The sequence below is a fragment of the Conexibacter sp. JCM 18997 genome, from assembly GCF_055391915.1.
On sequence record NZ_AP043885.1, the window covers coordinates 4,245,165 to 4,263,453 of the forward strand.

At 75.7% G+C, this 18,289-nt stretch carries 13 protein-coding genes; 7 read left to right on the forward strand and 6 right to left on the reverse strand.

The genetic code is table 11. From position 1 onward, the window contains the following. The first annotated feature begins 41 nt into the window (after window positions 1-41). The 3 genes from ACZ5UI_RS21420 to ACZ5UI_RS21430 all read left to right on the forward strand — a co-directional run bounded on the left by ACZ5UI_RS21420 (window position 42) and on the right by ACZ5UI_RS21430 (window position 7,808). Complete coding sequence (locus ACZ5UI_RS21420) at window positions 42-3,485, forward strand: ATP-binding protein (RefSeq protein ID WP_464190821.1); 3,444 nt, start codon at window positions 42-44, stop codon at window positions 3,483-3,485. Window positions 3,486-3,649: 164 nt separating this feature from the next. Further along, on the forward strand, window positions 3,650-7,120 hold the full coding sequence (locus tag ACZ5UI_RS21425; protein ID WP_464190824.1) for a hypothetical protein: 3,471 nt from the start codon (window positions 3,650-3,652) through the stop codon (window positions 7,118-7,120). A gap of 88 nt (window positions 7,121-7,208) precedes the next feature. Beyond that, a complete protein-coding gene (locus ACZ5UI_RS21430) occupies window positions 7,209-7,808 on the forward strand; it encodes a hypothetical protein (protein WP_464190826.1) in 600 nt (199 codons plus the stop codon). Here ACZ5UI_RS21430 and ACZ5UI_RS21435 read toward each other — a convergent pair. Genes ACZ5UI_RS21435 through ACZ5UI_RS21445 form a run of 3 tightly spaced genes read right to left on the reverse strand, consistent with a single transcriptional unit; the run spans window position 7,795 to window position 11,879 of the window. Beyond that, window positions 7,795-9,966 carry a S8 family serine peptidase gene (locus tag ACZ5UI_RS21435; RefSeq protein ID WP_464190828.1) on the reverse strand — a complete coding sequence of 724 codons (2,172 nt, stop codon included), beginning with the start codon at window positions 9,964-9,966 and terminating at the stop codon, window positions 7,795-7,797. The genes ACZ5UI_RS21430 and ACZ5UI_RS21435 overlap by 14 nt on opposite strands. A gap of 41 nt (window positions 9,967-10,007) precedes the next feature. Continuing rightward, window positions 10,008-11,447 (reverse strand): dihydrolipoyl dehydrogenase family protein, encoded by a 1,440-nt coding sequence (locus ACZ5UI_RS21440; protein WP_464190830.1) that lies wholly within the window; start codon window positions 11,445-11,447, stop codon window positions 10,008-10,010. A gap of 30 nt (window positions 11,448-11,477) precedes the next feature. Further along, window positions 11,478-11,879: a GtrA family protein gene (locus ACZ5UI_RS21445; RefSeq protein ID WP_464190832.1), complete on the reverse strand. Its 402-nt coding sequence runs from the start codon at window positions 11,877-11,879 to the stop codon at window positions 11,478-11,480. A 75-nt stretch (window positions 11,880-11,954) separates the two neighbouring features. On the opposite strand from ACZ5UI_RS21445, the gene ACZ5UI_RS21450 reads away from it, so the two are divergent. Then, window positions 11,955-13,991 (forward strand): ArnT family glycosyltransferase, encoded by a 2,037-nt coding sequence (locus ACZ5UI_RS21450; protein WP_464190835.1) that lies wholly within the window; start codon window positions 11,955-11,957, stop codon window positions 13,989-13,991. Here ACZ5UI_RS21450 and ACZ5UI_RS21455 read toward each other — a convergent pair. Then, window positions 13,988-14,962, reverse strand: coding sequence for an acyl-CoA dehydrogenase family protein (locus tag ACZ5UI_RS21455; RefSeq protein WP_464190837.1), 975 nt, complete (start codon window positions 14,960-14,962; stop codon window positions 13,988-13,990). The two genes, ACZ5UI_RS21450 and ACZ5UI_RS21455, sit on opposite strands and share 4 nt — an antisense overlap. 20 nt (window positions 14,963-14,982) lie before the next feature. On the opposite strand from ACZ5UI_RS21455, the gene ACZ5UI_RS21460 reads away from it, so the two are divergent. Together ACZ5UI_RS21460 and ACZ5UI_RS21465 are read left to right on the forward strand one after the other, a co-directional pair. Further along, window positions 14,983-15,180, forward strand: coding sequence for a hypothetical protein (locus ACZ5UI_RS21460; protein WP_464190840.1), 198 nt, complete (start codon window positions 14,983-14,985; stop codon window positions 15,178-15,180). A gap of 81 nt (window positions 15,181-15,261) precedes the next feature. After that, window positions 15,262-15,903, forward strand: coding sequence for a hypothetical protein (locus tag ACZ5UI_RS21465; protein WP_464190842.1), 642 nt, complete (start codon window positions 15,262-15,264; stop codon window positions 15,901-15,903). Between the two features lie 45 nt (window positions 15,904-15,948). Here ACZ5UI_RS21465 and ACZ5UI_RS21470 read toward each other — a convergent pair whose 3' ends face one another. After that, window positions 15,949-16,686, reverse strand: a complete 738-nt coding sequence (locus ACZ5UI_RS21470) for a 4'-phosphopantetheinyl transferase family protein (protein WP_464190844.1) — start codon at window positions 16,684-16,686, stop codon at window positions 15,949-15,951. Between the two features lie 29 nt (window positions 16,687-16,715). Between ACZ5UI_RS21470 and ACZ5UI_RS21475 the strand changes: the two genes are divergently transcribed. Further along, window positions 16,716-16,946 (forward strand): hypothetical protein, encoded by a 231-nt coding sequence (locus ACZ5UI_RS21475; protein WP_464190846.1) that lies wholly within the window; start codon window positions 16,716-16,718, stop codon window positions 16,944-16,946. Between the two features lie 4 nt (window positions 16,947-16,950). Here ACZ5UI_RS21475 and ACZ5UI_RS21480 read toward each other — a convergent pair whose 3' ends face one another. Beyond that, on the reverse strand, window positions 16,951-18,279 hold the full coding sequence (locus ACZ5UI_RS21480) for a cupredoxin domain-containing protein (RefSeq protein ID WP_464190848.1): 1,329 nt from the start codon (window positions 18,277-18,279) through the stop codon (window positions 16,951-16,953). Between the last annotated feature and the right edge of the window lie 10 nt (window positions 18,280-18,289).

An 18,289-nucleotide genomic window follows, 5' to 3' on the forward strand; every position in this document is an offset into this window, starting at 1 on the left:
CGCTTCTGGCAGTCAGTAGCCGCGTCCGTAGGATCCCGCCTGTGAGCGGCGGTGCGCGGGACGCGCAGCAGCACAGCGTGACCTCCGTGCAGCTGCTCGGCACGACCCGACTGGACGGCGCGCCGGCCGGCCTGGCCGGCCGCTTGGAGCTGCTGCTCGCGGTGCTCGTGGTGCGGGGCGAGCGGGGCATCCGCCGCGACGAGCTGGTGGATCTCCTGTGGCCGTACGAGCCGCCGCGCGCGCCGGGCGCCGCGCTGAACCCCCTGCTCTCGCGCCTGCGCCGGCGCGTCGGTCCGGTCGAGGGACGCGGTGTCGTGCGCCTGCGCCTGACCGCCGACGTCGACGTGCTGGCCGCGCTGGCCGCGCTGGACGGGGCCGGGGCGCTGGCCGAGCGCGATCCGGCCCAGGCGCACGCGCTCGCGGCCGGCGCGGCCGAGGTGCTGGCCGCCGAGCTGCTGCCCGCGCACGACGACCCGTGGACGCGCGAGCAGCGCGCGCGGCTGGTCCAGCGCCGCGGCGAGGCGCTCGCGCTGGCGGCGGCGTGCGGGCTGCGCGCGGGCGCGGCGACGCTGCCCGCGGCCGTCGCCGCGGCGGAGGCGCTCGTCGCGCTGGCGCCGCTGCACGAGCGCGGCGTCGCGCTGCTGATGGAGGGCTACGTCGCGCGCGGAGACGAGACCGCGGCGCTCCAGGCCTACGAGGCGCTGCGCGTGCGCCTGCGCGACGAGCTGGCCACGGTGCCCGGCCGGCGGCTGCGCGAGCAGCATGCCGCCCTGGTGCGCGGTGCCGGTGGTGGCGAGCCGGCGGCCGGCGCCGTCGCGCTACCGCCGCTGCTGGAGCGTGAACGCCGGCGCCCGCTGGCCGGGCGCCGCGCCGAGCTGGCCCAGTTGGCCGACGCCGCCGCGCCGCGGGGCGAGCCGGGGCTCGTGGTGATCGAGGGCGCGCCGGGCATCGGCAAGACGCGCCTGCTGGCCGAGCTGGCCGCGCGCCGCCAGGGCGCCGGGGCGACGATCCTGGTCGGCCGCTGCCTGGCGGTGCCGACGGCGCCGTTCGCGCCGCTGGTCGAGGCCTTGCGCCCGGCGCTGCTGGCCACCGATCCCGACCGGCTGGTCGCCGCGCTGGGGCCGCTGGCCGGTGAGCTGGCCCGCGTCGTGCCCGCGCTGCAGCGGCGGCTGCCCACGCAGTGGCCCGCCGCGGGCGATCCGGACACCAGCCGCTTCCGCCTGTTCGAGGCCGTCGTCGCCGCGATCGCGCTGCTCGACGATGGCGCCGGCGTGCTGCTCGCCCTCGACGACGCCCAGTGGCTGGACCGCTCCAGCGCGCAGCTGGCCGGGCACGTGCTGCGCGCCGCCGAGCTGCCGGGGCTGGTGGTCGCGGTGACCGTGCGCAGCGGCTCGCCCGAGCCGCCCGCGGCCGTCGGCGATCTGCACGCCGCCGCGCGGGCGTCGGTCACCACCGTGGTCGCGCTCGGTCCCCTGGACGCCGCGGCGGTGGGTGAGCTGGTCGCCGCCGAGCAGCCCGACGCCGATCCCGAGCTGGCCGGACGCCTGGCCCGCAGCACCGGCGGCAGCCCACTGCTGGTGCGCGCGTCGCTGGTCACCGGCAGCGCCGTCGCCGACACGCCCGCGCTGGTCCGGGCGGTGGCCGGTGCGCTGACCTGGTCGGGCCCGGGGGTGCGCGCGTTCGTCGAGGTGGCGGCCGTCGACGGCGGCCGCGCCGGGCTCGACGTGCTCGCGGTGGCCTGCGACACGACCGTCGACGACGCCGCCGCGCGGGCCGACCGGGCCCAGGCCGCCGGGCTGCTGGCCCCACGCTCGGGCCCGGCGTCGTTCGGCGCGCTGCACGACACCGTCCGCGACGCGGTGCTCGCCTCGCTGGGGCCGGCCCAGCGCTCGGCCCTGCACGCGCGCCTGGCCGTGGCCTACGAGGCCGTCCACGCCGCCGATCTGGATGCCGTCGCCGCGGAGCTGGCCGGGCACTGGGGCGCCGCCGACGGCCGCGCCACCTCGGCTCGCGCCGCTCACTACGCCGAGCGGGCCGCCCGCCGCGCGCTCGGCTCGCTGGCCTACGAACAGGCGGCCACGCTGGCCCGCGACGCGCGCGAGCAGCACGACGGGGCCGGCGGCGACGACGCGCACCGGGTCGCGCTGCTGCTGCTGGAGGGCGACGCCCGCCACCGCGCCGGCGCGCCCGTCGAGGCGCGCGCGGTGCTCGGCGATGCCCTGGCCCGGGCCCGCGGCCTGGGGCGGCGCGACCTGATCGCCCGCGCGGCGATCGAGCACGGCGGGCACCGGATGGGCGCGGGGCTGCGCGATCACGCGCTGGTGCCGGTCCTCGAGGAGGGGCTGTCGGCCGCCGGCGCCGGGGGCGACGACGTGCTCCGCGCCCGCCTGGCCGGGCGGCTGGCCGCCGCGCTGCTGGAGGGGCCCGCGCCCCGGCGCGACGCGCTCTCGCTGGAGGCGGTCGCGCTGGCCCGCGCGTCCGGCGATGCCCGCGCGCTGGCCGAGACGCTCCTGTGGCGCCACGTCGGGCTGCTGCACCGCGGGCGGCCCGCCGAACGCGCGCCGCTGGTCGACGAGGCCGAGGCGCTGGCGCGCGCGCACGGGTTGACCGAGCTGGCGCTGCACGCTCGGCTGCTGCGCTTCGGCGACCTGCTCGAGGGGCGGCGCCTGGCCGAGGCGCGCGCCGAGATGGACGCCTGGAGCGCCGAGGCGGCCGCCGCCCACGCGCCCTACCACCACTGGGCGGCCGCCATCCGCCGGCCCACGCTGGCGCTGCTCGACGGGCGCCTGGACGACGTGCGCGACGAGGTCGAGCGCGCCCGCCTGCTGGCCCGGCCGCTGGGCGCCGACGTGGTGGTGCTGGCCGCGCAGGTCGCCCAATGGCTGTCGCTGCAGGTGGCCAGCGGCGAGATCGAGGCGGCCCGGGGCGGGCTGGAGGCGGTGATCGCCTCGCAGGGCACGCTGCCCGCGTGGGACGCGGGCGTGGCCTTCTGCCAGGCGATCAGCGGCGACCGCGAGGGCGCGCGCGACCGCGTCGTGCGCGCGTGCGCGGCCGACCCCGACCGGATCGTCGACCCCAATCGCCTGACCGGGCTGTCCTACCTGGCCACGGCGGGCGTGGTCAGCGCGGCCCCGCCCGACGCGCTGGCCCGCCTGCGCGATGCGCTGGCGCCCAACGCGGGCGGCTGGATCCTCCAGCATCTGGGCGGGACGGTCCACGGGCCGGTCGACGCCCGGCTGGCGCTGCTGGAGGCCGCGCTCGGGCGCCCCGCGCAGGCGCGGGCCCACCTCGACGCGGCGATCGATGGGCTGGGACCCGAGCCGCCCGCCGGCCTGTGCGCCGACCGCGACGTCGCGTTGGCCCGGGTGCTGGTCGCCGAAGGCGATCCCGCCGAGGCGACCCGCGTGGCCCAGGCCGCCGCCGCCCGGGCCGAGGCCACCGGGCTGCTCGGGCCGGCGCGGCTGTTGGGTGAGATCGTCCGGTAGGGGACGCGCGCGGTCACCAGGACGACGGCGCGCAACGTTCGTGCAACGTCGGTCGGACACGATCGCCGCGCGGACGGGCAACGGACGGAAGGACCTTCGGGATGACAGGGCGGGCGGGGTTGGCGGTTGGCTGGGTGCTGCTGGTCGCGCTCGCGTGTGCAGACGTGGCGCGATCGGCAGTCCCGGTCGCCCGCACGCCGGCCTTCAGCGGCGGGACCCCGACGGTCAAGACCGGGACGCCCGGCGGCTCGACCACGACCACCGGCACGGCGTCCTCGGTGGCGCTGACCGGCACGCTGACCGAGCCGCGTCCGCACGTGGCCGTCGACGACGCGGGCACCGCCTACGTGACCTGGCTGGTGGCCACCGACGCGACCAGCGGCCAGGCCGGGGGCATCGGCTTCTGCCGCCTGCCGCGCGGCGCCACCGTGTGCGCCAACCCCGAGTCCACGCGGGTGATCACCCCGCCCAAGTCCTACGGGCCGGCCGACGATCCCGCCTACAACCAGGATGCCGGCGCGGGCGCCTATCCGCTCGTGCTCGGCGACCAGCTGTTCATCCTCTCCACGCGCTCGGTGACGACCTACGAGACGGCGGCGGGCGAGTCGACGACCACGACGATCGCCTTTGCCTCGACCGACGCGGGCGACAGCTTCAGCGGCGGGCTGCCCGCCGCCTCCGGCCTGACCATGGGCACGCGGCCGGTGGCCTTCGGCCCGGACAGCAACCCGCTGATCGGCCTGTTCGGCAGCGTCGGCGGCTCGCTGGCCGGCGGCGGCTCGGCCGCGTTCCAGTCGCTGGCCGGCGGCTCGTTCACCGCCGACTCCTTCCTGATCCCCGACGCGATCAGCGGCGCGCTGGCGCCGATGCCCGGCGGCGGCATCGCGCTGGCCTACGCCAAGCAGGGTGGTGGCCACGTCGTGCGCCGCTTCCCGACCGCCGGGCAGCCGTCCTCGATCGACGGCTTCTCCGCGCCCCAGACGACCAAGGGCGGCACCGAGCAGACCGCGCTGGCCAACGGCCCCAAGGGCCTGGCGCTGGCCACCATCGGCGGCGCCAGCCCGAAGCTCAACCAGCGCGCGGTGGTCACGCCGCTGGACGGCGGCGCGCCGGTCCAGCTGGCCACCGAACCGGCCGACGACGTCGTGCTGACCAGCGGCGGCGCCGCGGCCGGCGGTCCGCTGATCGCCGCCTACCACCGCACCGACGACGGCGCGGGCGCGGGCCTGTACGTGCGCACCAGCGCCAACGGCACGAGCTTCGGCGCGCCGCAGCGGCTGACCGCCGCGCGGCAGGGCGTGGCCAACACCGAGGTGGGCGCCGCGCCCGACGGCGGCGGCTTCGCCGTCTGGCAGAGCGACTTCAACAGCGGCGAGGTGCGCATCGCGCCGTTCGGCCCGCAGGGCGCGAGCCCGTTGCCGGGGCTGCCGGGCAGCACGCCGGGGTCGGGCCCGGGCGGTGGCGGTGGTGACGGCGGCGTCACCGTGACCAGGGAGTGCGGCCGCGTCGCCGTGGCCGCCGTGCAGGTGACGATCGAGGACGGCAAGACCTGCTTCCTGCCCGGCCTGGGCACGAACAAGGGCAAGTCGGTCTCCAACGCGCCCGTGCTCTACAACGGCCTGCGCATCAGCCCGCTCAACGGCGGCCAGGTGGTCATCGACGTCGACAACGCGACCAAGGCCGTCACGCTCTACACGACCGGTGAGGCGAAGGTCGAGATCCCGGCCGCGGTCGGCGGGGACATCCTCATCTTCCAGGGCAAGCTCGAGCAGAAGCTGACCGCCAAGGAAGGGCAGCCGGTCCTGGACCTGCCCAAGTACCCGACGGTCGTGCGCGGCTTCAAGGTCGCCGGCCAGCTGGCGCCGCTGGCCTCCGGCGGTGGCGTGCGGATCCCCGTCGACCTGGACCTGGGCGCGCAGTTCTTCGGGCTCACCGGCCACGCCGACCTGGTCGTCAAGCCCACCGGCGGCCTCGACCTGGACACGCTGCACATCCACGCCGACACGCTGCCCATCCCGCCGCTCGTCGTGCGCAACCTCGACGTGCGCTGGACCCGCGAGGGCAACCGCTGGGACGGCAGCGGCAAGGTCGAGATCCCCGGTGGCGCGTCGCTCGAGCTGGCCGCCAGCTTCGACAGCACGTCGTTCAGCGCCACCGCCGCCTACAACCTCCCGTTCCCGGGCATCACGCTGTTCGCGCCGCCGCCGCTGATCTACCTGCACCAGATCAACGCCGGCATCGCGGTCAACCGCAACAACATCCCGCTGGCCATCGAGGGCGGCGTGCAGGTCGGCGCCGTCGCGCTCGGGCCCGGGCTGTACGCGCTGGACCTCGACGGGCACATCGGGCTGACGTTCGCCAACCCGTTCGTCGTGCGCGTGGAGGGCACGCTGGAGGTGCTGAGCGCGATCCAGGTGGCCAACGCCTGGGTCGAGGCCAACTCCGACGGCTACATCCGCGGCCACGCGCTGGTCGAGGTCGGCGACAAGGACTGGGCCTACGTCGGGCTGACCGCCGACATGGCGGTCGGACCTCCCGGGTTCGAGGCCCGCGGCAAGGCCGAGGCCTGCGTGGGCATCGAGTTCGTCAACTACTGCGAGTCGCTGACCGCCCATGCCTCGACCAAGGGCCTGGCCGGCTGCACGACGTTCCTGGGCGACTACTACACGCTGTCGTACCCCTGGGGCGGCGACGTCTCGCGCCACAAGGGCGACTCCTGCTGGTTCACCGACGTGAGCGTCGGTCTGCTGCGGGCGCGCGCGGCCGCCGGGGCGACGCCCCGCGCCGTGGACGCTCCGGCGGGGGCGAAGTTCCTGTCGATCAACACCTACACGGCCGAGGGCCTGCCCGCGGTCACGGTCACCGACCCCAGCGGCGCGCCCGTGGCGCTCGACGGTCCCGGCGTGGCGATCGACGGCTCGGAGTCCGCGCACGCGCTGGCCATCGACATCGACAACCCCAAGCCCGGCCGCTACGAGGTGGTGGCCCAGCCCGGCGCGCCGGCGCTGACCAAGGTCACCGGCGCGGTCCCGGCGCCGACGCCGAAGCTGAGCGCCAAGGTCGTCAAGGCCGCCGGCGGCCGGCAGGCGATCCGCTACGCGATCACCGCCAACACCGAGGCGCGGGTCAGCTTCGTCGAGCGCACGCGGCGCGGCGACATGCCGCTGGCCGCCACCCCGGGTCGCTCGGGCACGCTGCGCTTCCGCCCCCAGGCCCAGACCTCCGGGCGCCACGTGATCGTCGCCCAGCTGCTGGATGGGGACGGCATCCCGATCTCCGAGCAGACCGTGGGCGGCTTCGATCAGCCCGCCCCGCCGGCCTTCCGCCCGCCCAAGCGCGTGACCGTTCGCCGGGCGGGCAGCGCGCTGCAGGTGCGCGTCACGCCCGGCAGCCGGCTGCGCACGCCCTTCGAGGTGCGCGTGGACTACGGCGACGGGGGCGGTACGAGCACGGTGATCCCCGCCGGAAAGCGCGTGGCGCGGGTCGCCGGTCCGCCCAAGAGCCTGACGCCACAGCGCCCGACGCGCGTGACGGTGCGGGCGCTGGACCGGGCCGGACAGCGGTCGGCGGCCCGCAGCGCGCGGGTCGCGGGCGCCAAGGGGCAGCGCAAGGCGCGCAAGTCTCGGCGCTCGTAGGGCAAGCTCTCAGGGAATTCCGAGACGTGTTCGGAATCGTGCCGGACGCACCCAACGTCCGTCCCGCTTCCTCGAAGGAGAGCGCACCATGTCGTCTCGTCCCATCGCCGTCGCCGCCGGCATCCTGGCCACCGCGGCGCTGACCGCCTCGGTGGTCGCCGGCCCGTCGTCCGGCGCGGCCGCCCAGACCAGGACCGTCACGCTGCAGCTCAGCGGCGGCCACAGCACCAACCCCGTCGACAACGGCCGCCCGGTCGTGCTCGTCGCGGCCGGCCTCGGTGTCCCGACCGAGGTCTTCCGCGAGGCGTTCTCCGGCGTGCATCCGGCGGGCGCGGGCAGCGGCGGCCCGACCGAGCAGGAGGCGCAGGCCAACAAGGCCGCCCTGCTGAAGGTCCTGGCGCCGTACGGCGTGACCAACCAGCGCCTCGACGAGGTCTCCAACTACTACCGCTACAACCAGTCCGCCGGGGAGAGCTGGACCCACCGCGCCGCCCGGGCGACCGCGGTGGTGCGCCAGGGCAAGGTCGTCTCCGTCACGCTCCTGGACGGCGGCGCCGGCTACAGCTCGGCCCCGACGGTCACCGTGCCCGGCGTCGCCTCGGCGTCCGTCAAGGCGACGGTCTCCTACGGCACGGATCTGGCCCGCAACGGCGCGGTGGCCACCCTCAAGGTGGTCAGCGCACGCTGACGGATCGCTCGACCTGACGGCTGGCGCCGTCGCTGCCGGTCACCGTCAGCACGACGCGCAAGGTCACTCGCCGCCCCGCCTTGCGGGCGCGGCGGGCGGCCCGCAGGCCGCGGTCGGACACGCGCAGGCGCAGCGTCGCGCTGTCGCCCGAGCTGACGCTGCGCGTGACCGCGGACAGCGTCGTGTGCCCGTCGGGCCACGACAACCCGGCCGTGGCGCGCACCGAGGCGTCCGCGCTGACGCCGACGCGCAACGTCAGGCGCCCGTCGTCGAGCAGGTCGTCGGCGTCCACGCGCCAGGTGGCCGTCGGGGCGACCTTCGCCGGCGTCGGCACCGTGGTCGGGGCCACCGGCGTGGGGATGGTGATCGGGGTCGGGGTGGGCGTCGGAGCCGGCGTGGGCGTCGTCACCGCGCCGCCACCGCCACCGCCACCGCCGCCGAACCCGCCTCCGGAGACCGGCGGCGTCGGGGGATGGGCCAGCGCGTAGAGCGCGGCCTCGGCGTCCACGCGCCCGCCGGTGGTCGTGGTCGTGGTCAGCGAGCTCATCGGCGTCACGCTGGACAGCAGCGCCGTGCGCAGCTCGGCGACCGTCGCCGTCGGCTTGGAGGCCAGCAGCAGCGCGGCCACGCCGGCGACCATCGGGGTGGCCATCGACGTGCCGCTGAGCATCGCCGTCGCGGAGCTCGCGCCCGGCGTCACGCACTGCAGCTTCAGGCCGGAGACCAGCACCGCGTTGCTCGTCGTCGGTGCGCTGGCGGTCGTCGTCACGCGCACCCGCACGCGCACGCTGGCCTGCTCGTCGGCGTCCACGGCGAAGTCCACGGTGCGCAGCGTCGTGGGCGTGTCGCGCACCCCGATCTGGTCCCATGTGGCGCCGCCGTCGATCGAGCGCTCGAAGATCACGCGGCCCTGGCCGCTGGGGATGCTGGACACCAGCGAGGCGGTCACCGAGCAGCCCCGCTGGCCGACCAGGCTGACGCCCCCGACGGGCGATGTCAGCGCGGAGCTCGACATCGACGGCGTGATGCTGCTCATCCAGGTCGAGCCCGACCAGGTCCAGTCGCCCGTGTGAGGCCAGTTGGAGGCCGACGTCAGCGACGTCGTGTAGGCCGGGACCGTGCTGACGATGCCGTTGCCGGGCGCGCCCAGGTCGACCGCGGTCGCGCCGTAGTTGGAGAAGTACGAGCGCGCGCCGTCGTTGTCGATCGAGGCGACGCAGATCAGGTTGGCGTAGGTGTACGCGCACGGGTAGGTCGGCGTCGCGTCGACGTTGGCGTTGTCGTTGCCCGCGGCCACGACGAAGAGCGTGTTGGGGGAGTTGGCGATCGCGTCGCGGATCGCGGTCGAGTTGTCCGGTCCACCCAGGGACGCGTTGACGATCGGGATGCCGTTGGCGCCCGCGTAGGCGAAGGCGGCGGCCACGTCGGCGCTGCTGCCCGAGCCCGCGTCCAGCACGCGCAGCGCCACCAGGCCGGTGTGCCAGGCCACGCCCGTGACGTCGGTCGCGTTGTCGCCCACGGCGCCGATCGTGCCCGCCACGTGGGTGCCGTGGCTGTCGGCGTCGGCGCGCGGGTCGTCGATCGCGTTGGCGCCGTGATCGCGGAAGTCGCGCGACAGCCCGCCGTTGACGTTGGCGTCCAGGTCGCGGTGGCTGGCCACGCCGGTGTCGACGACGCCGACGAGCACCGAGGCGCTGCCGGTCGTGGTGTCCCACGCGGCCGGCGCGCCGATGTCGATGCCCGCGCTGCCCGTGGTCATCGCGTAGCCGACGCCCTGCTTGGCCTGCAGCAGCGACTGGCCGGTGTTGTTCAGCCCCCACAGCGAGGACAGGAACGACGGGTCGTTGGGCGTCAGGTCCGCGTGGACGACGTAGTTGGGCTCGGCCCACAGCACGTCGTCGCGGTCCTCCAGGCGGTCGGCCGTGCCCCGCTCGTCGCCGTCCTGGGCCAGCTGCACGACGTGCGTGTCGGGCAGCGGCAGGCGCGTCGAGTCCTCGGCGCCGGCCTGCGTGAGCACGTCGGCCTGCTCGGCGCGCGACGCGTCGGGGGCGAAGCGGACGACGATCTCGCCGGGCACCACCTCGGCGTGGGCGACGGCGGGGAAGAGCAGGAGGGCCAGGGCGAGCGGCAGCGCACGACGGGCGTGGGGGAAGCGCATCCCTCCAGATATCGACGCGTGTGCGCCGGAGCCTTAGCCGTTCAGCGCCAGCCCTCGGCGCGCAGCGCCTCCAGCAGCCGCAGCCACACCTCGCTGACCGTCGGGTAGGCGGGGACCGCGTGCCACAGCTGGCCCAGCGTCACCTCGCCGACCACGGCGATCGTCGCGGCGTGCAGCAGCTCGCCGACCTCGGGACCGACGAACGTCGCGCCCAGCAGCACCTCGCGCTCGCTGTCCAGCACGAGCTTGGCGTGGCCGCTGTAGCCGTCGCGGTTGACGGTCGCGCCGCCCACGCTGATGTCGAGCTCGGCCGTGCGCACCGGGTGACCGGCCGCGCGCGCCTGCGCCTCGGTCTGCCCGATCGACGCCGCCTGCGGATCGGTGAAGACGACCTGCGGGACCTGGGCGTGATCGGCCGAGGCGAAGAACCGCGGCGCATCGACCGGCTCGCCCTGGGCCCGCGCGGCGATCACGTCACCGCACACGCGGCCCTGGTACTTGCCCTGGTGGGTGAGCAGCACACGACCGTTGACGTCGCCGACCGCGTACAGCCAGTCGCCCGCGACGCCCTGGACGGCGAGATGGTCGTCGAGGCGCAGCGGGTCGCCCGGGTCCAGGCCGACCTGCTCCAGCCCGACGCCCTGCAGCGCCGGATGCCGGCCGGTGGCCACGACGATCTCGTCGACCTCCAGCTCGGCGCCGTCGATCACCGCGACGACCGGGCCGCCGTGCGGGCGCCCGAGCGCGGGCGCGGCGTCCACCGCGTCGCGACGGACGGCGGCCAGCGTCGCGGACAGTCGGACGCGGACGCCCTGCTCCTCCAGCGCATCGCGGACGCGCTCGCCCGCGAAGGGCTCCAGCTTGGCCAGCAGCGCGTCGCCGCGCTCGACCAGCGTCACCTCGGCGCCCAGCCCGTTGAGCCAGGTGGCCGACTCGCAGGCCACGACCCCGCCGCCGACCACGAGCACGCGGCCGGGCACCTCGGCCATGTTGGTCACGTCGCGCGACGTCCACGGGGCGGCGTCGGCCAGCCCGTCGACCGGGGCGAACGTGACCTGCGACCCGGTGGCCAGCACGACGGCCTGGCGCGCGTGCAGGACGCGCTCGCCGACGGCGACCGTGCGCACGCCGGTCAGGCGGCCCGCGCCGCGCACGACATCGACGTTCGCGCCGGTGGCCCACTCGACCTGGGAGGTGTCGTCGCGCCCGTGGTTGATGCGGTCGCGGCGGGCCAGCGTGGCCGCCACGTCCACGCGCGCGGCGGGCGACAGCGGCAGCTGCCGGGTCAGCCCGGCCACCTCGACCGGGCGCAGCAGCGCCTTGCTGGGCATGCAGGCCCAGAACGAGCACTCGCCGCCCAGCAGCTCGGCCTCGACGATCACCGCGGTCAGGCCGCCCTTGACGGCGTAGTCGGCGGCGTTCTCACCGGCCGCGCCGCCGCCGATGACGATGACGTCCCAGGTGTCGGTGTCCGTGCTCATGCCCGGATGATCGCGGGTCGGGGCCCGCGGCTATGCCGTGCGGAAGACCCAGCCGCGCATGAGCACGAAGCGCACGGCGGTCGCGGCCAGCCCGGAGCACACCGCGGCGGCGGTGTCGAGCAGGCCGCTGGGGTGGCCCAGCGCGGACTGCAGCGCCAGCAGCACGACGCTGGAGGCGGCGACGCCGAGCGCGTAGGCCACCGCGTAGCCGGCCAGCTGGGGCAGCCAGGGCTGGCCGGTGGCCTGGAAGGTCAGGCGCCGGTTGGCCACGAAGTTCGCGCCCATCGTGCTGGCCAGCGCCAGCGCGTTGGCGGCCAACGGGCCCAGACCGCTGCCGCGCAGGAGCGCGTAGATCGCCGCGTAGGCGAGCGTGCACAGGACGCCGATGACGACGAAGCTGCGCAGCTGGGCGCCGAAGGTCATGGACGACATGGAAGAGGACCTGCCCGCGAGAAGCCTGAGAAACCTCTCAGTCGCCTCTGAGGTTGGGGATCCAGTCTGGTTGGCGTGTCCGACCTGAGCCTCCCGCCGCGGCCGATCCCGACCTCGCTCGGGATCCGCCAGCGCGCGACCACCACCGCGCGGCGCATCGCCGCCATCCGCCCGGAGCTGCTGCTCCTCCTCGTCCTCGCCGGTCTGCTGAACCTGTGGGCGCTGTCGCGCAACGGGTTCGCCAACGAGTACTACGCCGCGGCCGTGCGCAGCATGGCCGACAGCTGGCACGCGTTCCTGTACGGCGCGTTCGACGCCGGCTCGCTGCAGACCGTCGACAAGCCGCCCGCCGCCCTGTGGGTGCAGGCGCTGTCGGTCCGTGCGTTCGGCTTCTCCTCCTGGTCGATGCTCGTGCCGCAGGCGCTGATGGGCGTCGCGTCGGTCGGGCTGACCTACGACCTCGTGCGCCGCCGGTTCGGGCGCTTCGCCGGCTTCGTCGGCGGGCTCGCGCTGGTCATCACCCCGGTGATGGTCGCCGTGTCGCGCCACAACAACCCCGACGCGCTGCTCGTGCTGTGCAGCGTGGGCGCGCTGTGGGCGATGGTGCGCGGCCTGGAGGACGGCCGCACGCGGTGGCTGGTCATCGCCGGCCTGTGCATCGGCCTCGGCTTCGAGACGAAGATGGCCGCCGCGCTGATCATGTTGCCGGCGCTGGCCGCCGCCTACCTGTGGGTCGCCCCGCGCGGCCGCCTCGTGGCGATCAAGCAGCTGCTGGCCGGCGGCGTCGCGCTGGCCGCGGCCGCGCTGGCCTGGCCGCTGCTGGTGACGCTCACCCCGGCGTCCGACCGCCCCTGGATCTCGGGCACGAACGACAACTCCGTGTGGTCGCTGATCTTCGGCTACAACGGCCTGGGCCGCGTCGACGGTCAGGCCGGCGGCCCGGGCGGCGGCGGCTTCGGCGGCGGCAACACCATGTTCGGCGGCGACCCCGGCCCACTGCGCCTGCTCAACAACGCGCTGGGCGGGCAGGCGGGTTGGCTGCTCGGCTTCGCGGTCGCCTCCCTCGTGGTCGTGGCGATCGCCTCGCGGCTGAGGCGGACCGACCCGCGCACCGGCTGGATCATCGCCACGGGCGGTGCGTTCCTGACCGTCGCGGTGGTGTTCAGCTTCGCCAAGGGCATCTTCCACCCGTATTACGTGTCGCTCCTGGCCCCGTTCGCGGCGGCCCTGGTCGGCGCGGGCGCGGCGGAGCTGGCTCGCGGATCGCTGCTGGCCCGGATCGCCGCGCCGCTGGCCATCGCCGCCGGCGTCGGCGTCGAGCTGGCGGTGCTGAGCTCGCAGGACACGATGCACTGGGTCGCGGGCCTGTTGGGCGCGGGCGGCGTGGCCGCCGCGATCGCCCTGGCCCTGCCCATCGCCGAGCACTGGCGCGCGTGGGTGGTCGGCGGTGCGCTGGCCCTGCTGGCGATCGCCCCGGCCACCTGGGCGGTGCAGACGCTGGGCCACGCGACCAGCGGCACGTTCCCCGCGGGTGGCCCGACCACGCAGGTCGGCTTCGGCGGACCGGGCGGGGGCGGTCCCGGCGGTGGTGGCGGCATGCCGGGCGGTGGCGCTCCACCGCAGATGGGCTCCGGCGCAGGCACCTCGGGCTCGACCTCGCCGGGTGCCGTGGGCTCGCTGTTCGGCAACGGCGGCACCGGTACGGCCCCGGCCCAGGGCGGCGGCGGTGGGATGTTCGGGGGCGGCGGCCAGTCGCTGACCGAGGCGATCGCCTACGTCCAGGCCAACGGCGGCGGGACGCTCGGCGTCTCCAGCCAGTCCAGCGCCGCGTCGGCGGTCCTCAACGCGGACGGCAGCGTGTCGGTGGCCGGCCTGGGCGGCTTCTCCGGCAGCGAGAGCCAGGTCAGCGTGCAGTGGCTGGCGCAGGCGGTCAAGGACGGGCGCATCCGCTACGTCCTGGCCGACAGCTCCAGCGGCGGGTTCCAGGACGGCCGCATCGGGGCCAGCGCGCTGATGAGCGTCGTCCAGCAGGTCGGTCAGGAGACGAGCGTCTCCGGGCTGTACGACCTGCAGGGCCTGGGCGACCAGCTGCTGGCGGCGGCCAGCGCCTAGGCCCCGAGCCGCTCCAGCAGCGCCGCCTTGATGGGCGCGCGGGAGCCGAAGATCGACAGGAAGTGCGCCTCGCGGACCAAGCGCTGCGGGGCGCCTTCCGCGACCGCGGCCCGGGCGCCCGTCTGCACGAGCAGCGCGCCGGCCGCGCGCACGGTCAGCTCGGCGACGTCGGCCCGGGCCTGGGCCATCGCGTCGGGGTCGGCCAGCGCGCGGTCCAGCGCGGCCCGGACGGCGTCGATCTCGCCCGCCAGCCGCTCGGAGCCCAACAGGCTCGCGCAGCGCGTGGCCACGCCGAGCGACAGCGCCGCGTGGATGCGGGTGGCCGGCGGCACGATCGCCGACCCGGCGGGTTCGGGCGTGATCTGGGTGACGCGGCCGGCGGGCACGGCGACGCCGTCGAAGGCGGCCTTGACCGTCGCGCTGGCGTTGACCGCCAGCAGCGCCAGCGGCTGGGTCGACAGGCCATCGGCGTCGGCGTCGAGCAGCGCCCAGACCACGCGCCCGTCGGGCGCGCGCCCGGCGGTGTGCATCGCGTCGATGTGCCCCCAGCCGCTGATCCAGGGCGTCACGCCGTGCAGGCGCCAGCCGTCGCCCTCGGGCGTGGCGTGCAACAGCGCGGGCCCGGGCAGCGCGGCGCCGGTGAAGGCGGCGCCCACCCGACGCGCGCCGGTCGACATCGGCCCCAGCCAGGCCTCGCGCACCGCGTCGGGCGCGGTGTGCGCGACGACCGGCAGCGCGCCCAGGTGCTGCGTCCACACGAAGGCCGTGGTCAGGCACGCCTGGGCCACGATCTCGATCGCCGTGCACACGTCGAGGAAGTCGGCGTCGCCGGCACCCAGGCCGTACAGCCCGGCGGCGGCCAGCGCGTCGAGGTTGGCCGCGGGCAGCACGCCGGACGCGTCGGTCTGCTCGGCCGCGGGGGCGAGCACGTCGGCGGCGACGCGGCGGGCGGCGGGGATGGGATCGTCCACGCTGCGGTAGGTTGGCGGCCATGGCGGATGACGGCCTGTTCAAGCAGGGGCAGAAGGTGTGGGTGCACGTCGAGGGCGGCAACGTCGTGCCGGCCGTGTACGTCGGCGGCGGCGACAACGCCGTGTTCTTCGGCGGGCCACCGCTGGCCTACATCGCCGTCGAGGGCGCCCACGAGGTGGTCGAGGTCAACCTCGACCAGATCACCGCGCGCGACTGACCGACCTCTGTCGCACACGCGACAGTTCGGACGTCGAGCAGTGAGCAGACCGGGTGGCCGCGGGGCGGGAGCCTGGTCCGCATGCGATCCATCACCATCTCCCGCCCGTCGCCCGCGTTCGTGCTGGCCATCGTCGCGCTCTTCGTGGCGCTCGGTGGTACCGGCTACGCGGCCGCGTCGCTGAGCGGCAAGTCGATCAAGACGAACAGCATCCCGGGCAACCGGGTCATGGCCAACGCCCTGGGCGGCGCGCAGGTCAACGAGGCCAAGCTGGGCATCGTCCCCGCCGCCCAGCTGGCCCAGCAGGCGCAGAGCGCCCAGTCCGCCCAGGCGGCCGACACGGCCAAGACGGCGGACTCGGCCAAGACCGCCGATACGGCCAAGACCGCCGACACCGCGACCACCCTGCAGGGCCGCGCCCCCGGCGCGTTCATGGCCAACGCCGTGCGCGTGGCCACCGCGCAGACCGCCGAGATCCCCACGGCGACCGGCGCGAACGTCGACGTCAGCTGCAACGCCAACGAGAAGGCGATCGGCGGCGGCGGCGCCTGGCTGATCCCCACCACGCTGGCCCCGACGGCGCTCGAGGCGCCGATCACGGCGACCCTGCCCGTGCAGGCCCCGACCGGTGAGGTGACCGGCTGGGACGCCTACGGCCGCAACCTCAGCGGCACCAACCGCATCTTGCGCGTGTACGCGCTCTGCGTGCCGAAGAACGCCTGACGGCCCGCCCGCAGACCACGTTCGAGGCCCGGCTCCGGCCGGGCCTCACGCGTTGGGCAGATCGGCCAGCAGCACCTCGGCGTCGACCTCTTCGAGGTCGACGAGGCCGCGGGTGATCACCGCCAGCGCCGCGCGGTAGCCGGCGCCCGGATGCAGCTCGGCCAGCGCGATCGACTCGGCGGGCGGCAGGTGGCCGGCGCTGGCCAGCACGCGCGGCGCGGCCGTGGCCGGCGAGACCTCCAGCTCGGTCATGGCCACGTCGAGGCCGTCGCCGGTGGCCTTGAGGATCGCCTCCTTGCGCGTCCACACGCCCAGGAAGGCCTCGGCCCGCAGCTCCTCGGGCAGCCGCGCGACGATCGCCTGCTCGCCGGGGCGCAGCACCGCCTCCCACAGATCGCGCCCGTCGCCGCCGCCCAGCGCGGACGGGCCCTCGACGTCGACGCCGACCTGCGCGCCCTCGGCCACGGCCACGGCCACACGCTCGCCGCTGTGGGAGATCGACAGCTCCAGGCCGGCGGCCCGGCCGCCCGCGACCGGCTTGGCGTGCTGCTCGCCGCAGCGCGGGCAGGTGGCGTCGAGCTCGACGTCCTGCGGCCGCTGTCCGGTGCGCGCGCCCAGCGCCGCGCGGGCGATCAGGCGGGCGGTGGCGAAGCGGGCCCGGTCGGCGTCGCGGCCCAGCGCCCCGTGACGCGCGCGCTCGCCGTCGGACAGGAGCGCGAGCTGGGCCTCGGTCGCCTCGCGCGGCCACGCCCACCAGACCGTGCAAGGCACCGCCGCGCTCATCCCCGAGAGGCTACGCCTATCGTGAGGAAATGCCGCCCAGTCGAACGTTGCCGCAGGTCGGGGACGACGTGCTGATCGTGCACCTGGGCGCGCGCGAACCGGGCGTGATCGTCGCGGTGCAGGGCGCGTCGGTGCACGTGCAGGGCGCCGACGGCGCGGTGGCCATCTTCGACCTGTCGCCCAACACCGCGTACTTCGTGCGCCGCGGCGAGCCCTACTGGGGCGTCCGCCTGCAGCTGGGGACGGGTCTAGTGCCCTGAGTCACTAGCGGACGACGATCCGCTCGATCATGCCCACCGGGTGCAGCTCGCAGAACAGCGTGTAGGTGCCCGGGCGGGTGAGCTGCTTGGCGTACGTCCCGCCGTCCTTGAGGCGGTCGGAGGAGAACCCCTCGGGGCCGTCGGCCACGGTCACGTTGTGCAGCTCGTCGGACGGGAACGACCAGTTGACCGTCGTGCCCACGGGCACCGACAGGTTGCCGGTGCTGAACGAGCGCCCGTCGGCCACCACCGTCGGCGCACCGCTGACCCGGCGCAGCGCGCCCTTCGGCCCGGCCACAGTGGCGGCGGTGCCCTTGGGCGTCCAGTCGTAGATCCGGATGCGCTGGACCGGCGCGAGCAGGCGCCCCGGAAGGCTTGGCTTGACCGACTGCACGTCGGCGGGCAGCGCGCCGCAGGGCTCGGTGACCGTCTCGTCGGGGGCCAGGTAGGTGAGCATCAGCCCCATCGCGCGCGTGTGCGGGAGCTCGTTGTCGTAGCGCGAGGTGAGCGTCAGCCGCTCGCCCGCGGCGATCGGGATCCCGGCGCTGGAGCGCAGCTGGGACATGTTGATCGGACCCGGCTCGTGCAGCACCGGGCGCACCCGGTAGAACGGGTGGTCGGCCAGGCCCCAGGTCGGCGTCGAGCGATACAGCGTGCGCCCGCCGCAGTCGGGCTGGGTCAGCGTCAGGTCCTTGGCGCCGCCGTGCACGTGGCCGAGGCCCGCGACCAGCCGCCCCGCGACCGGCGCCGGCCGGGTCATCGAGCGCACGTCCACCGAGCCCGGTCCGCCGCCGCCGGGCACGTCGAACACGAGCCCCTGGCGCAGCCGCGAGGTGTCGAAGGCGATCGGCACGACCGGCGTACGCGGCTCGCCGGTGACGATCGTCATCCGGTAGCGGATGTAGACGCGGTCGGTCGACGGCTTGTGGTTCATCAGCATCCACACCCACGACCACTGGTCGCCCGCGGCGATCGGGTAGCCGTAGCCGGGCGGCAGGTCCATCGTCGCCCGCTCCTCGCCGTCGCCGTAGAACGCGCCGCCGGCCACGCCGGTGCCCGCCTTGGAGAAGACGATGTGGTGCAGCATGATCCGGTTGATGGGCACCGGCTGGCCCGTCTTGACGTCGACGACGTCGGCCTCCATGTGCGTGATGTAGCCGTCGACGCCGGGGCTGGGGACGCTGCGGTTCTCCTTGCCGGAGAGCCGCACCTGGTAGCCGCCGACCTCGTACGGACCGGCCTGCATCGTCACCAGCTTCGTCTCCGCCGACGCGGCCGAGGCCCACGCGGCGAGCGACCCGGCGGCCAGCAGGACGATCAGGAGGAGTCGCACGCGGCGACCG